Raw genomic sequence first — 15,005 nt, forward strand, 5'->3', positions numbered from 1 at the left:
GGGGGCCGCCCTTGGTGCAGCTAGAAGGGAGGTTCGTCGCTCTCCGGCTTGCTGGTAGATGCGGCGCTGCCGGGGGTGGCCCACGCGTCGTCACCGGCCGAGGGGGCGGACTGTGCGGGGCGCTTGGCGTTGATGCTGACGGTGGTGAAGCGCAGGGACGCGCCGATCTCGTCGACCTCCATGACGAGCATCGAGCGGTTCTCGCCCTGATCGGTCTTCCAGTCGTGCTGCCGGATCCGCCCATGGGCGACGACGCGGGATCCCTTGGTCAGCGAATCCGCGGCGTGCTCGGCGAGCTGTCGCCACGCGGCGCAGCGGAAGAACGTCGCGGTGCCGTCCTTCCACTGGCCCGAGTCCTTGTCGTAGGTGCGCGGGGTGGCGGCGATGGTGAACTTGGCGAGGGCGGCGCCGCCCTCGGTGAACTTCAGTTCCGGGTCGGCGGTCAGGTTGCCGATGACGGTGATCGGGGTCTCTCCGAACGACATGCGATGTCCTCTCTCGGTCAGGCGTTGAAGGTGTTGCGGGTGCGGGAGAACGTCCCGCGGGTGTGGGTGTTGATCTCGGTGCGGCGGATGACAGTGCCCTGATAGACGTGCTTGGAGCTGCCTGCCTTGGCCCTGGAGACGGCGGCGCCGACGGCGAGCGCGGCGACGGCGAGGCCGATGAACGGGGCGCACAGGGCGAGGACGCCGGTGATGGTCATGGAGGACAGCCCTTTCAGGACGAGCCAGGCACCGCAGCCGATGCCGGTCACACCGGCGCCGATGCCGATGGACGCGACCGCGATCCCCGCGGCCCAGGCGGGCACGATCCGCCGGTCGTCCTGGCGGACCGGTTCGGCGTCCCCGAAGGACGGCGCAGGCGTCGGGTCTTGGAAATGGGTGGGCATCTGCCGCACCGGCCGGTAGGCGTCGTCGATCATCCGGCGGGCTTCGGCGTTGGCGGCGGTGTCGCTCATCCGCGGCGCCCACGCAATCGACTGCTCGTACTCGGTCATGAGTTGGGACCTCCGTGCGGTGGGTCAGGAGATGTTGTGGGCCGCGTCTATCAGGGCGCGCAGGACGGCGCCGGAGGCTCCGGTGTCGGCAACGAAGCACCCAAACAGGAACACCGCGATCGCCGCGAGCGGCCCGACGTAGCGGGAGCGGAGAAGAACGGCGGTCAGGACTCCGAAGAGGACGACGGCGGACAGGGGGACGATCACGTGTGGCCTCCCGGGAACGGCCGGCGGCCAGCACCCAGAGTGGGGTGCTGCCCGCCGTTGGCTTGTCGTGTTGCTTGTCGTCTTGCTTGTCGCTTGTCTTGTCGTCTTGCTTGTCTTGTCGCTTGTCGCCTCCCAGGTCACAGGCCGTTTCCGACCCCACGACAGCCCAGCAAGGGGACTCCGTGCGGGGTGGGCGACAGGCGACAAGTGCTACTCGTGGGCGGGCGGGTTGGGAGCGTGGTCGCGGTGGACGTAGCGGGCCTTGGTGCCCTCCCCGACCCGGATCGCAGTGCCGTCGTCGGCCCACGCCTTGAGCCAGCCAGCGACCGTCTGCCGGGTCGTTCCGTACTCGTCTGCGAGGGCGCGGGCGATGGCAGAGGCTCCCGTGCCCTCGGAGTCCGCAGCGAGCAGGGCCGCGAGCGCGGCCCGCTGAGCGGGGCTGTCCTGCTCGGACTCGCCCCGCAGCGCGGACAGGTTCAGCCCCGACGCGGGCGCGGGCTCGGACGGGTCGGGTGCGGTGCCGAACTGCGCGTCGATCTCCTCGCGGAATTTGCGCAGCAGCTCGTCGTCCTGCGCGGGCTGGGCGGCCCGCTCCGCACGGTGCGCGGACAGATTCAGCCCACCACCCGAACCGGTAGCCGACGGCTCGGTGTTGGTCTCGGGCCCGAGGTCGCGCATCCACGCTGTGCGCTCCGCGTCCCAGCGGCGGGCGTAGGAGGCGTCGGCTGCCTTGACGGACACGGTGTCGAGGAGCGGGTGCCGGTCGGACGTGGCGACGGTGATCTCGCGGATCTGGCTGGGCTTGATCCGCCACGCCTTGAACAGCGCCCCCGGCGATTCGGGGGTGCCCATGAATCCGGCGCCCTTGAACGGGGCCTGGTCCACGCGCAGACCGCGACGGCCGGGGAACATCTTGCTCAGGTCCATGCCCTCGGTCTCACCGCCGGTCAGGGCGACGCGGACCTTGGCCTCGCGGCGGATGAGCAGGTTGCCCAGCACGCTGCCGGTGGCCCCGAGCGCGGTGATGACGGTCCGGCCGCCCATGGCGCGCTGCATGCGGATGAACTCGTAGATCCGCTTGGCGAGTTCCTTCATGCGCCGTTCGGTGCTGACCAGGATCTCCGCGCCCTCGTCGATGACGAGCATGATCTGAGGGATCTTCGCGCTGACCGGCAACAGGTCGGTGTCGTCCTTGGCCATCAGCTCTTGGTAGGCGCGCTTGCGGTGCAGCCCGACTGCAATCGCGGCATCGAGCAGCATGAGGGCTTCCTCGTAGGTGCCAGCGAGCCAGTCGATGCCGGGCCGCACCGGCTTGCCGCTGTCCTGCGTCAGCTCCCCGTTCAGCGCGGGCAGCACCCACGGCAGGCCCGCGGATCCGGCGTTGAGGTCGATGACCCAGGTCAGCACGTCTTCCGCGCGGGAGAACCCGGCCAGGATCGTGTGCAGCATGTTCGTCTTGCCCGAGCCGGTCGGGCCGACCACGAGCGCGCACTGTTCACGCAGGTACGCGAGCACGTCATCGCCGTTGGTGCGAAAGCCCCACGGGATGCCGGTGAGCACGGACAGCGGCCCGTAGTCGTCGGGGTAGGCCCGTGCCTCCGCCAGCACGTTGTTGGTGGTCACGTCCAGGATGGCGCGGCCCTGGTGCACGCCGGGTCCGAGCGCGGCGGTGCAGCCGTGCGGCAGCTTCGCGTCCGCGGACAACTGCGGGCCGTGCTGGGCGATGCGGTCGTAGGTGACGCCGCCCTGCGGTTCCAGGTCGAGGGAGTAGCCGTTGCCGGACTCCCACAGCTCGACCGCCCGCACGTGCACGGTGACGTTGCAGATCCGCTGGATCCGCTCCGCCCACGCTGCGGCGATCGCGCGCCGCTCCGCGGTCAGTTCCAGGGCGACCTGTCGCTGTGCTGCGGCGAGGGCCTCGTCCTCGCGGGCCTCTTCGTACAGGGCGACGGAGCGGGCGCCGGCGCCGATGCCCACCCCGATGGTGGCCAGGGAGCCGAGCGCGGCCCACGAGAGCGGGCCCGAGGCCATGGCCCAGGTGGTCCATCCGGCGCCGACCAGCCAGGATGATGCTTTGAAGGCGAGGGTGCGGCCCGCGTTGCGGACTTTGAGTCCGGCGACGGTGTGGCCGATGGCGCCGGCCGTGCCGACGGCGAGGGCCCAGGCGGGCGGCATGCCGGTGGCGGCGCCGGTGGTGGCGACGGCGAGGGCTCCGGTGGTGGCGGACAGGGCGCCGGTCACGGGTCCGTGACCGGCGCTCCAGTCCAGCACCGGGCCACTGCTCGCCTGCTTCTTCTTGGCAGTAGCGGCACTGGTCATGTCAGACGTTCCAGCCTTTCTCGGCTTCGGGGCCGTTGCGGGGGTCCTCGTGGCGGGCGATGTCGTGCTCGTGGGCCTGGCGGAACAGCGGGCCCATGTCCTCGGCGACCGCGACAGCGCTCATCAGGGCGCCGAAGATGTCGTTGAAGCCGTCCGCGACTTCCTTCTCCAGCGGGAACTCACTGTCCGCGCGCTCCGCGAGCGTCTTCATGACGTTCGCGACGCTGGTCAGCGCGGCGGGGAGGCTTTCGACCATGGTCAGGATCTCCATGGCGTCCTCGGGGTCGTAGGACTGGGCGGCCTGCTCCATCTCGGCCGCGTGCTCTTCGAACCGGAAACCAGACACGTGCTCTCCTTCACTGCTCGACGTGGTGGTGCTGGTGTTCTCCGGGACCCGCTCGGCCGGGCGTTCCACCCGTTCCCCGAGTCCCTCGGTGACGTCCTGGTTGGCCTCCTCGTCGGCTGCGGCCTCGGCGGTGGCCTGCTCCTCGCGGATCGCGTCGTCGCGCTCGTTTCGCTGGTCACGAGCGGCGGCGGTTATGCGTCGGTACAGGCGCCGTCCGGGGTGCACGAGCCAGGCCAGGCCCAACTTCCGGCCGAGTGGGCTCGTCAACATCCCCAACAGCCCGATGGGCAGGGCCAGTAGCGCCGCGAGGATGCGGCGGCCGTGGAAGCGGGCGGCGGAGCGGGGCAGGGCCTTCCTGGCTGCCTGGCGGGCCGGGGCCTTGCGTACGTTGGAGCGCTGCCCCGCCACGGTGCGGGCGGTCTTGGCGTCGCGGCGGGCTCGCTGCTTGGCGATGGCCGCGTTCCGCAGGGCATGCGCCTTGCGGCCTGCCCCACCGAGCATGCGGCCGGCCAGACCATCCGACCGCCCGCGGGTCTTGCCCAGTCCGGCACGCTTGTTGCCGCTGGTGGGCCGGTTGTTGGGCTTCGGGGCGGTCTTGGCGTTGCGGCGGGCGTCGGCGACCGCGCGGCGGGCCGCCGTGGTCTGCTCCCGCCTCTCGCCCCGCGACGCTCCCGCTGACTTCTGCGCCGAACGCAGCGCCTTGACCTGCGACGCCTTCCCCAGCGCGCCACCGCCCGCGCCACGGCCGCTCTTGAGGCCGGCGGCCTTGTTCAGGGAGACCGGAGCACGGTGCTTACTCGCTCCGCCCCGTCCGAGCCCGGCGGCGCCGTGCTTCTGGCCCGGCACACGACCGGCGCCACCAGCAGCGCGGCGGCCCGCTGAACTGGACGAACGGCCAGCGGCATTGAGGCCGGCGGACCGGTTGCGTCCGGCGGTGCGGGCCGCGTCGCGGCGTGCGGCCTGCCTGGGGCGGGGGTTGCGGTTGCGGTAGGAGGCGACCGTGCCCAGCACAGCGGCGCCGGTCGCAGCCACCGCGGCGGCGATCGGGCCGCCCGCGATGCCGGTGGCGGCGACCATGCTCACGGTCGTGTTCGCCCCGGTGAAAGCGAGCGGGACGATGGGCCAGCCGCCCGGCGTGTGCTCGATGTCCGCGCTCGTAGCGGGTGTCCCGGGTGTCGGTGTGGGGTGGGGAGGGGTGTCGGGAGCGGCCGGGGCCACTACCGCTTCGGTCGTGGTGTCGGTCATGCTGTGAGCACTCCTTTAGGAAGAGAGCAGGGCCCGAACGCGCCGGTCGAAGGGAGGCGTTCGGGCCCTGCGCTGCGAGTGGTTCAGGCAGCGTCGTGACGGGGGTGAGCTGCGGCGATCTCCTGCCAGCGGCGGCTCTCCATGGCGTCCGCGTGCTGGATCCGCACCCGGAAGTCGCAGCCGGGGGCCGTGCAGCGGTGCGTGGTGGCCGTCCATGCCTGCTCGATGTTCAGCAGCGCGGACAGGACAGAGCAGGCCGTGCCCAGCGCGCACGCGGTGAGCAGGAAGAACGGCACGCCGTAGGAGGCGAGGCGGATGCTGATGGCCGCGCCGACGGCGAGCGCCACGCCGATTTCGAGCGGTGACACGATCCGGCGGCGCTGTTGCTTGGTCATGACGGAAACTCCCAGGTGAGAAGGGGATTTCAGGCGGCGCGCTGTTCCTCGGGGGCGGCGCACAGGCCGCACATGCCGAGCGAGGTGGGGATGACGTATCCGGCGTCGCGCCGGCACTCGGGGCAGATACAGCGGGCGGCGTTGGCCTTGGCCAGGGCCGCCCACTTCGCCGGCGTCATCGGACGCACAGGCTTCGCAGCCTCGATGCGGTAGAGGTAGGCGACCAGCGGGCCCCGCTTACGGCGGGGCCGCTCAATCTGCACGGCGACGTCCTGACCACCGGGACGCAGCCCGAGGGCGCGCAGTTGCCGGTAGGTGGCGTAGCCGTCCGGGGCCAGGCGCCAACGGACTCCAAGGAACCCGAGTGAACTCCACTTGGCAGGGTCACGACGTGCTCTCGGCGGCCATGAGCGTGGTCCACGCCTCACGCACCCGGTCCTCAGCGCCCTTGAAGCCCTGCCCGCGGAACTCCGTCGCGGCCTGCCGATACGACAGCGGAGGGTTCTGCGAGTGACGCAGGAACCGCAGCACCACGACCAGCTGCGCATCCGAGAGCGTGGCCCCCGGCTCGGGGACCGTCACACCCGCGACCAACGCCACGTCCGCGAGCGTCACGGCCGGGAGATGGACCCCCTCATCCCGCGGCTCCTCCTCGTCCTCGGTGGACGGTTCGGCGTCCGGCGTCACAGCAGCGTCACATCCGTCGTCACACTCACCCGGCGCGTCGGCAGGCAGGGCATTGACCTGCGTGCCTTCTCCGTCCCGGGCGGTTTCCGAGGGGGGCAGGGCCGGTGCAGTCGCGGGGGCGGATTCGAGGGGCGTGACGGTCGGCATCACGGGCGTGCCGAACATGGCGGCCAGCGCGGCATCCGCGCCCTCGGTCACGCGCTCGCGCTGCACGTCCACCAGCCGGGCCCCGAGCGTGACGTCACCGACGCCGACCTTCTCCGCGAGCTTCCACGACTCGCGCTCCGACTCCGCCTGTACCTTGGCATCCGGGTGGTTGGCGGCACGGGCCCGGTGATAGGCGAGGGCCTGAACAAGCTGAGCCGACTTGCGTTCGGCTTCAGGATCGCGGCCATCGCGGTGCACGACGATGCGGCGGGCCAGGAACGCGGCGCCCTCGGCTGACACCGACATGCCCATCGGTGTCAGCGCGAAGATGACCATCCGCCCCGGGTCCGGGGCCGCCATCGCAGACATCGCCGATGCGGCCGCCGGCAGCGCCCACAGACCGGCGCGCACCGGCCACGGGGACGCCTGGCCCAGCATCGTCAGACCGAGCAGAACCAGCGCGAGCACCGCAGTGGCACCCTCACCGGCCGCGACCGCACCGGCCGCCGTGCCCTTCCCGAACATGTGGCTGACGTTGGAGAACGTGCCGAACGCACCGAACCCGCCGGTGGCCACCATCGGCGCGAACGCCGTAGTCAGCACGGACGCCTGACCATGGGTCAGCTTGCGCGGCGACATCGCCACGGCAGTGCCGGTCATGCGGCTTCCCCCGTCCCGAGACGGTTGGTGACCGTGCGGCGGGCGGCCAGCACCTTGTTCGCGGCCCGACGCAGACGACGCCGGCCCAGCTCCGACGCCGGCCGGTCCAACAGGCTGATCTGGACGTCCAGCAAGTCCATCTCCGCGTTGATCAGCGGACTTTCCAGCTCGATGGCGTGAAGGTCCCGCCAGGACGGTTCCACATCGGGCAGGCCATCGGTAACGAGCTCCTGAACAGCAACGATGAGCTTCATGGGTCATGTCTCCCTAGCAGTAGGCGACGGCCCAAACAGCGGCCCCGGTGCTCGAACACCGGGGCCGCACGCCGTTGAAGTCGGTGAATCCGGCTCCCCTCAGCGCCGCTCGTACGAGACGAGCGGCGGAGGCAACCGGTCGCCGCAGACATGCGGCGGCGACGTTGAGAAACGCGCGGACCTGAGCCACGCTGGCCGCCTTTACGTAGGAGGCGGCAACCTCGTAACCCTGTTCAGTTCTCAAGCAACGAACGCTTCCTTCGAGGGAGCCCACTCACGCGGGATCTCTCCGGGCGCCTCATGTGGTACATGTATTACGTGTTCCTCATCTTGCAGAGAGGAGTTCGCCCCGTCAAGCCCTTCAGCTTTTTGGTCCCGCGAGCCCCTCGTGCTCGATGTACCTAAAGATTGGCGCCAGTGACGCCGACACTCGACTCCGCAGCTGTACGACTCGGGTCGTTCTTGGCTAGCGTGAAGTCGTACCAAGTCGTCCCAGCTAAGCGGAGGTTGGACGTGGCTAACGAGCGACTGCGCGGCGCGATAGTGGACTTGGGCCTCACGCTCGATGAGGTCGGGGAACGCCTCGGGGTCGCACCCAAGACCGTCGAACGGTGGATCAACGAGCCCGAGCGCAAGCCATACCGCCGCTTCCAGCACGCAGCTGCATCGCTGTTGAGGTGCGAGGTCTCCTACCTGTGGCCCGACGAACGCACATCAGCCGAGGTCACAGCTGCCGGTAACGCGGAGTTGGTCAGGCTCTATCCGCATCGGTCCGTCGTGATGCAAACCCTCTGGACGGGCCTCTACTCCAAGACGACCCGTCAGTTTGACCTCTTGGTCTACTCCGGGTTCTGGCTCACGGAGGACGCGACGTTCCACCGCATCGTGAAGGAGAAGTCAGCCGACGGCGTGCCCATCCGCTTCATGCTGGGAGATCCGACGTCCCACGCCGTCGCCGTACGCGGCGAAGATGAAGGCATCGGTGCCACGATGGCGGGCAAGATCCGGAACGCCCTGGTCAACTACGGCCCCCTCTTCGGCCTCCCCGGCGTGGAGTTCCGACTGCACGGCACGACCCTCTACAACTCCATCTATCAAGCCGATGACGAGATGCTGGCGAACGGACATCTCTACGGCGTCGGCGCCTACATGGCGCCCGTCCTGCATCTACGCCGGGTGCCTGGGGGCGAACTCTTCGACGCCTACGCTGAGAGCGTGGAGAAGGTCTGGGAATCTGCCCGCCCGATCTCTTCGCCCGCCGATTGGGAAGGCACGCGCTGATGAGCCGGATCGACTACTTTCGCAACCCGAAGGCCCCTAAGGCCAACTCCGTCGTCCCCTCCGTGACCGTCGTCGTCCGAGACGACGCGGGGCGGTTGCTGCTCATCCACAAGACGGACAACGATCTGTGGGCTTTGCCAGGCGGGGGCCACGACATTGGCGAGCGAATCGCGGAGACCGCCGTCCGTGAAGTACGGGAAGAGACAGGTATGGACGTAGAGGTGGAGGACATCGTCGGCCTCTACACCGACCCTGAACACGTGCTGGCATACGACGACGGAGAGGTCCGGCAACAGTTCTCCGTCTGCTTCCGGGCGCACCCGGTCGGGGGCTCCCTACGCACGAGCAGTGAGTCGAAAGAGGTCCGCTGGGTCGCCCCAACGGACCTTGACGGGCTGGACATCCATCCTTCGATGATGCTGCGTATTCGGCACGGTCTGGACGTCTCGCGGCGTGAGCCCTACCTCGGCTAGCCGCCGGCCTCGACCTTCGCCAGCCGATCCTCGACACGAGTCGACGCTGCGTGGATCTCAGGCGCTGCGCGTTGGATGAACCGGCCCACGATCGTGTCCGGTCCGTATCGCTGCACGATCTCGTCCAGCCGATCGGTCGGCGTGGTCGGCGTCCCGTCCGGTGTCGTCGTCATGTCGCAGTAGAGCAGGGCATCAACCAGCTCGGAGCGCTCCAGCTCGAACTCGGCCTCTAGGTCCCTCCTCAGTCCGCGCTCCTCTGCTTCCAACAGCGCGCATGAGTGGTGAGCCACCAGGCAAACGACCCGTTCGTCTGCACTCTCCCGCTCTCGGAGGAAGCGTGCGCCGTCCAGCGGATGGAAGCCAGTTGAAGCAATGGCCGGCGAGTACCCGATATCGTGCAGCACCGCAGCCGCCTCCAACAGCTCTGCGTCGCCACCAAGGATCGGACTCAAGGAGCGAGCGCGCTTGGCCACTCCGAGCGAGTGCGCCCATCGGCGCGGCAGCGGTTCGGACAGCAGCGATTCGGAGAGCGAGTACGCCCACTCGGTGAGTCCCATGGCGACCAAGCCTACGGCCGGACGCCGGAGGGCGGGAGGGTGCGAACCGTGCGCCCCTTGCCGTGGACGGTGTCGAGCAAGCCGCTTCCCTCCATTTGAGCAAGAGCACGACGTACGGCAGTGCGGGAGAACCCGAAGCGCTCACAGAGCTTCGCCTCCGACGGGAACGCCTCGCCAATGGCCAAAGCGTCCTCCGCAATCACGTCTGTCATTCGTTCGACCAGGGTCCGCCGGTCGCCCCGGGCGACACGCCAGCCGATCCCAGGCGCCGACTCCAGCACGCCCTCCGCTTCGAGAACCTTGAGGGCCCGACGGATCGTGTTCCGGGAAACACCGTGGGAACGCATGAGGTCGGCTTCCGACGGCAGAGCGTCAACGATCTCGCCCTCGGTGATGGCCTTCCGCACCGCCTCCGAGATGACCAGGTAAGTTCCGCGCGGACTGGCCTCCGACACTTCAGCTCCTCTCACGTCGCACTAGCTCACTGCCAAGGGTCCCACGGCGCCTTTGGAGCGCCGGGCCAATAGGTCAAGCGCAGAGCCTCCTCACCTAATCCCCGCGGGACGCATCTTCCACTTCTTCGCCACCTCCCAGAGTTACGCGCCCTGTTCGCTGCTGGCACTCACTCCACGAGTGCAGAAGGCGACAGCGTCCCGCGGCGAGAGCGCCAAACACCCAACCGCGCACGAGCTGCCGAAGAAGAAGGCCGCGGTGGCCAACAAGTCGCCGCGAAGAAGACGTTGTCAGTCGAGTACGCCGAGTTCGGTGTCGGGCCGGCAGTGGGGGCAGGCATCGACGCCCTCGGTCACGGCCCGCAATGCCTGGTCGCGGTCGACGCCGCGGCTGCGCTTGCCTGCCATGTGACAGCCGCCGACGTGGACGTACACCGGGTCACGGCCGCCTAGGCCCATCTCGATCAGCCAGTCCGGCGCGGGCGGCCCGGCCTGCACGCCGCGCTGCCGTTCCGCCTCGCGGCGTTCCTCGGCGGCGATCCATCGGCGTGTGCGGTCCAGGTCTCCGACCTGCACTCGCTCCAGGAAGCGCAGCAGGTCGAGGCGTGTCGGAGACGTGGAGTCGTTCACGTGTTCGATACTATGGCTACATGCCGAACAAGGCGTTGAGGGGGCGAACGGGACGGAGGAACCGTGCAGGTCGCAGACGTGTTGCGGATCCTGAAGGTGGACCCGCTCCAGCTCCCAGAAGCCCCCGGCCCGAAGCCCAGGGGATCGGAAGCCTTGGCCCGTGTCGGCCGTACTCCGAGGCCATGCGTCGCCTGCGACCGGCCCGCGACGGCTACCCGCGTCGTCGACGTCCCCGACGCGGGGCCGCGCTGGATCGACACATGCACGCCCCACATGATCGCCAGCACCAAGGCGATCGGGACGAGTGCACCCGAGTCCGAGACGCTGGACACCCTGCGCGACGCGGTACGACAGGCCGGCGTCGACGCTGCACTTCTCACCGCCCCACTCGCCGAAGCCGAGTGCGCCCGTGGATGAGCCGAAGCGCTACCGCCTCACCCTCACGACGACCGGTGACGGCACGGTCATGGATGGTCGGTGGGTAGCCCTCGCGACCGCTGAGGAAATTCCTGTCATGGATCGGCAGCTATGGCAGCATGCCGGGCGCCCGCATCGAACTGAGCGAGCAGGCGGCGAACGACACGTGGGTCGAACTGAGGGCGTGGCCGGACGGAAAGGCGTGAGCAGGCTGCCCCTGCGGATCGGGGGCTTGCCGCTACCCAGCCTTGCAGGTCGATCGGCGGGGAATCCCTCTGCGGCTGGGGCGGTCGGCTTCGCGATTTTGGCCAGCCACTTTGGCGCGAGCCTCGAAGATCATGGCCCCAACGTCGTGCTTTACCGGGCAGATCCACAGACTGCCCAACTCGCCGGAAGCTTAATGGGCCATGATCACTCGCCTCATGGCAGCCCCCGCCCAGAGCCGCTCCGCCGACCGCGTGAGCAGCCTCTCGGAGCATCGACATTCTCGTCGCGCCTCATGTACGAGTGGTGACATGCAACCAGTCAGATACTGACAGTTGCGATTCCGTAACTATTGCTCAGTGTTAATGATCCACCTGCCAAGGTTGCGCCGTGGAGCCAGAAGCACTCGCGAGTATCGCCGCCGCCATCGTCGCAGCCGGAGCTGGTGGAGCCGTAACGGAGGTGTACAGCCGGCTCCATGACAAGTTCTTCAACCGAGCTGTCACTGCAGAGCGAGATCGCCTACGGACAGAGGTATTGGGTGAGCGCCCCCCTACCGACTCGGCTGTCCGCGGACAGCCGGATGAGAACGGGCAAGGCGCGGCTGGGGAGATCCCCAGCGCCGATCAGAAGTTTGCCACGCTGCTCATCGAGTACTACGCCTACGGCTTGACACAGGCCCGTCGGAGCTTCAGCGTGAGCCTGTCGTGCTCTGTGCTCGGTGGCCTGGTCCTCATCGCCGGTGTGGGTCTGGCAATTTTCAACGCGAACACTTCTGGCGAGCAATACGCCTCAGTGGTTGCGAGCGTGGCGGGCCTGCTAACTGCCGCCATCGGCAGCCTCTTTCACCGGCGTGCCGACTTGGCGCTCAAGCACATGGAGTCGCAGACCCAGTCGCTACGCCAGGACATGAAAGTGGAACGAGACGCAGGCGAGGCAATCCGACTCCTTGGGGAGGTCGCAGACGGTGGCCTAAAGGCGCATCTTCAGGCTGCACTGATCCTCAAGTTTTCTTCCGCGAAGCTGCCCGAGTTGGATGGCGTGCTGAAGTCCGCTACTTCCTCGTCACCACCCAAGCTCAACGGTGCGGTTCCGGAACAGAAAGAGCATTTGGCCGCGGGAGAGCGTAGGGAGAGGCTGCCAGTTCCCCCACCAGACGGCGCTCTGTAGGTCGCCCTCCGTGTGGGGAAGGCATCACGTTCGACCAGCGTTGCTGACGAACTTTATACGTCCGAAGGTGTCTGGCATCCACGGCCGACATCAACGGCGGTGGATAGCAGCGGTGTCGAGCGGTCGACGATGGGGCCGGAGGTGTGCGGGTGAGCGACGGGGACATGGGCCGCGGTGAGCGGTTGTTCGTTTCGTATGCGGGCGCGGACCGGGCGTGGGCGGAGTGGGTGGCCTGGCAGTTGCAGGATGCCGGGTATGAGGTCGAGCTGGATCGGTGGCACTGGGGTGCTGGGGACAACGCTGTTCTGCGGATGAGTCAGGCTGTGGAGCGGGGGCGGATGGTGGCCTTGTTCTCGCGGGCGTATTTCGAGGTGCCCCGGTTCACGACCGAAGAGTGGACGTCGAGGCTGGCCTCGCGGGATGCGTCGAAGCGGCGGGAGGTGTTGGTGCCGCTGCGTGTCGAGGAGGTCGAGGCGGACGCCATCCCGGGCCTGTTGCGTCCGCTGGTGGTCGCAGATCTGTTTGGGCTGGGTGAAGAGCAGGCGCGGGTGGCGTTGCTGCGGGCGGTGGCCGGGCCGGCGGGGACGCCCGGCGAGCGTCCTGTCTTCCCGGCCGCGCCTGGAGCTGGCGGACCGGGGCGGTTGCGGCAGTTCGGGGCGACGGGGCCTCGGCTGCCGGGAAGTCTGCCGCGGGTGTGGAACATCCCGGCCCGCAATGCGGGGTTCACCGGGCGGGACGAGCTGCTGGTGAGGGTGCGTACTGGGCTGGCCGGGACGCGGGCGGTGGCGGTGTTGGCTCTGGACGGGCGGGGCGGGGTGGGCAAGACCCAGCTGGCCATTGAGTACGCGCACCGGTTCAGCGGGGAATACGAGCTTGCGTGGTGGGTGGCTGCGGAAGACCCCGCACTCATCCCGGACCAACTAGCCGCCCTGGCCGTGGCCACTGGCTGTGCCCACTCTGAGAGCCCACGAGAGCAGGCGATGCAGGCCCTGGGTGAGGAGTTGCGGACCCGTTCGCGCTGGCTGCTGGTCTTCGACAACGCCGAGGATCCGGGCGCTCTGTCCAGCCACCTGCCTGCCGCCTCGGGACATGTGGTGATCACGTCGCGCAACCCGCGCTGGCATCACCTGGCCCTCCCGGTGGATGTCGATGTACTGGCTCGCTCGGAATCCGTGGCGTTGTTGCGCTCGCGCAGCTACGGGCTGGGCCAGGACGATGCGGGGCGGCTGGCGCAGGCGCTGGATGATCTGCCCCTGGCCCTGGTCCAAGCCGCCGAGGCGCTGACCGCCTACACCCCGGACAAGTACCTGGACCTGCTGGAACACCACGCCGACCTCGCCACCGACGGCGACACCCCGCCCGACTACCCCCGCTCGCTAGCCGCACAACTGCGGCTGAGCATGCAGCGGCTGAGTGACCAGGAGCCCGTCGCCGCGGACCTGTTGCGAGCCTGTGCGCTGCTGGCACCCGAACCGTTCGACCTGAACGCCTGTGACCCGTATGCCCATCGAGACAACCAGGACGGTGACAGCGCCCTGTTTGACCCGCGTGTCTTTCGGCGCGTGTTGGCGGCGGTGGATCGGTTCGGGCTGGCCCGGGTGGCGGGTGGCAGCATCCAGGTGCACCGGCTGACTCAGGCCGTCCTGCTTGACCAGCTCAATGCCGAGGAGCGCGCCCAGGCTGTCCGCCATGCCAGGCTCTTGCTGACCACCGCCCACCCGGGCGATCCCCGCGAGCCGGCAACCTGGCCACGTTGGGCCGCCCTGCTGCCGCACCTCCTCCACCTCGCTCCCACCGACCTCGCCACACAGAGTCGGAGCGCGGCACGGGACGCCTGCTGGTATCTGATGGAACGGGGCACTGCCCGCATGGCCCTGCCCCGACTGCAGGCCCTGCACGAAGCCTTGCAGCAGGAGTTGGGCGACGACCATGACGACACCCTGCGGACGGCCAACCACCTGGCCCGCGCGTACACCGACACTCAAAACCCTGCCCGCGCCCGCGACCTGGACGATGACACGCTGGCCCGACGTCGGCGGGTGCTGGGCGAGGACCACCGCGACACCCTGATCAGCGCCAGCAACCTGGCGGTGGATCTGGCTGCACTTGGGGAGACGGAGCAGGCCCGCACCCTGGAAGTAGACACGCTGGCCCGGCAGCGGCGGGTGCTGGGCGAGGACCACCCCGACACCCTGGCCACCGCCAGCAACCTGTCGTTCCGATTGGCTGAGCTGGGGGAGACGGAGCAGGCCCGTACCCTGGGTGACGACGCCCTGGCCCGGCAGCGTCGGGTGCTGGGCCAGGACCACCCCGACACCCTGAGCACCGCCAGCGACTTGGCGTTCCGATTGGCTGAGCTGGGGGAGACGGAGCAGGCCTGCACCCTGGGTGAGGAAACCCTGGCCCGGCAGCGTCGGGTGCTGGGCCAGGACCACCCCGACACCCTGAGCACCGCCTGCAACTTGGCGATCCGATTGGCTGAGCTGGGGGAGACGGAGCAGGCCTGCACCCTGGGTGAGGAAACCCTGGCCCGGCAGCGTCGGGTGCTGGGCCAGGACCACCCC

The 15,005-nt window shown here is 69.0% G+C and carries 17 protein-coding genes; 5 read left to right on the plus strand and 12 right to left on the minus strand.

The window, feature by feature from the left end; genetic code table 11:
- Positions 1–20: 20 nt before the first annotated feature.
- From ssb to ACWFR4_RS08135, 9 genes are all read right to left on the minus strand, one after another.
- Entirely contained in the window at positions 21–485 is a 465-nt protein-coding gene (gene ssb, locus ACWFR4_RS08095; protein WP_453651515.1) for a single-stranded DNA-binding protein, read from the minus strand.
- Positions 486–502: 17 nt separating this feature from the next.
- Positions 503–997 (minus strand): hypothetical protein, encoded by a 495-nt coding sequence (locus tag ACWFR4_RS08100; protein ID WP_453651517.1) that lies wholly within the window; start codon positions 995–997, stop codon positions 503–505.
- A gap of 24 nt (positions 998–1,021) precedes the next feature.
- Entirely contained in the window at positions 1,022–1,204 is a 183-nt protein-coding gene (locus ACWFR4_RS08105; RefSeq protein ID WP_453651519.1) for a hypothetical protein, read from the minus strand.
- A 210-nt stretch (positions 1,205–1,414) separates the two neighbouring features.
- Positions 1,415–3,523, minus strand: coding sequence for a hypothetical protein (locus ACWFR4_RS08110; protein ID WP_453651520.1), 2,109 nt, complete (start codon positions 3,521–3,523; stop codon positions 1,415–1,417).
- A 1-nt stretch (position 3,524) separates the two neighbouring features.
- Entirely contained in the window at positions 3,525–5,114 is a 1,590-nt protein-coding gene (locus ACWFR4_RS08115; protein WP_453651522.1) for a hypothetical protein, read from the minus strand.
- Between the two features lie 83 nt (positions 5,115–5,197).
- Positions 5,198–5,509, minus strand: coding sequence for a hypothetical protein (locus ACWFR4_RS08120; RefSeq protein WP_453651524.1), 312 nt, complete (start codon positions 5,507–5,509; stop codon positions 5,198–5,200).
- 29 nt (positions 5,510–5,538) lie between these two features.
- Positions 5,539–5,847, minus strand: a complete 309-nt coding sequence (locus ACWFR4_RS08125) for an RRQRL motif-containing zinc-binding protein (protein ID WP_453651852.1) — start codon at positions 5,845–5,847, stop codon at positions 5,539–5,541.
- Between the two features lie 46 nt (positions 5,848–5,893).
- On the minus strand, positions 5,894–7,003 hold the full coding sequence (locus tag ACWFR4_RS08130) for a hypothetical protein (RefSeq protein WP_453651526.1): 1,110 nt from the start codon (positions 7,001–7,003) through the stop codon (positions 5,894–5,896).
- Positions 7,000–7,257, minus strand: a complete 258-nt coding sequence (locus tag ACWFR4_RS08135) for a DUF6284 family protein (protein WP_453651528.1) — start codon at positions 7,255–7,257, stop codon at positions 7,000–7,002. Before ACWFR4_RS08135 ends, ACWFR4_RS08130 begins: the two co-directional genes overlap by 4 nt.
- Positions 7,258–7,770: 513 nt before the next feature.
- On the opposite strand from ACWFR4_RS08135, the gene ACWFR4_RS08140 reads away from it, so the two are divergent.
- Together ACWFR4_RS08140 and ACWFR4_RS08145 are read left to right on the plus strand one after the other, a co-directional pair.
- Positions 7,771–8,538 carry a helix-turn-helix domain-containing protein gene (locus tag ACWFR4_RS08140; protein WP_453651854.1) on the plus strand — a complete coding sequence of 256 codons (768 nt, stop codon included), beginning with the start codon at positions 7,771–7,773 and terminating at the stop codon, positions 8,536–8,538.
- On the plus strand, positions 8,538–9,011 hold the full coding sequence (locus ACWFR4_RS08145; protein WP_453651530.1) for an NUDIX hydrolase: 474 nt from the start codon (positions 8,538–8,540) through the stop codon (positions 9,009–9,011). The genes ACWFR4_RS08140 and ACWFR4_RS08145 overlap by 1 nt, the downstream gene beginning before the upstream one ends.
- On the opposite strand, the gene ACWFR4_RS08150 is transcribed toward ACWFR4_RS08145, so the two are convergent.
- The 3 genes from ACWFR4_RS08150 to ACWFR4_RS08160 all read right to left on the minus strand — a co-directional run bounded on the left by ACWFR4_RS08150 (position 9,008) and on the right by ACWFR4_RS08160 (position 10,650).
- On the minus strand, positions 9,008–9,568 hold the full coding sequence (locus ACWFR4_RS08150; protein ID WP_453651532.1) for an HD domain-containing protein: 561 nt from the start codon (positions 9,566–9,568) through the stop codon (positions 9,008–9,010). The genes ACWFR4_RS08145 and ACWFR4_RS08150 overlap by 4 nt on opposite strands.
- A gap of 11 nt (positions 9,569–9,579) precedes the next feature.
- Positions 9,580–10,023 (minus strand): winged helix-turn-helix domain-containing protein, encoded by a 444-nt coding sequence (locus tag ACWFR4_RS08155; RefSeq protein ID WP_453651534.1) that lies wholly within the window; start codon positions 10,021–10,023, stop codon positions 9,580–9,582.
- A gap of 288 nt (positions 10,024–10,311) precedes the next feature.
- The gene (locus tag ACWFR4_RS08160) at positions 10,312–10,650 is read right to left on the minus strand and encodes a DUF6233 domain-containing protein (RefSeq protein ID WP_453651536.1); all 339 of its coding nucleotides are present in this window, start codon (positions 10,648–10,650) and stop codon (positions 10,312–10,314) included.
- 63 nt (positions 10,651–10,713) lie between these two features.
- On the opposite strand from ACWFR4_RS08160, the gene ACWFR4_RS08165 reads away from it, so the two are divergent.
- From ACWFR4_RS08165 to fxsT, 3 genes are all read left to right on the plus strand, one after another.
- Positions 10,714–11,067 (plus strand): hypothetical protein, encoded by a 354-nt coding sequence (locus ACWFR4_RS08165; protein WP_453651538.1) that lies wholly within the window; start codon positions 10,714–10,716, stop codon positions 11,065–11,067.
- A 594-nt stretch (positions 11,068–11,661) separates the two neighbouring features.
- A complete protein-coding gene (locus tag ACWFR4_RS08170; RefSeq protein ID WP_453651540.1) occupies positions 11,662–12,441 on the plus strand; it encodes a TRADD-N-associated membrane domain-containing protein in 780 nt (259 codons plus the stop codon).
- Positions 12,442–12,590: 149 nt separating this feature from the next.
- On the plus strand, positions 12,591–15,005 hold a 2,415-nt coding region (gene fxsT, locus ACWFR4_RS08175; protein WP_453651542.1), incomplete at its 3' end, for an FxSxx-COOH system tetratricopeptide repeat protein.

This window comes from Streptomyces sp. NPDC055140 (assembly GCF_053607285.1).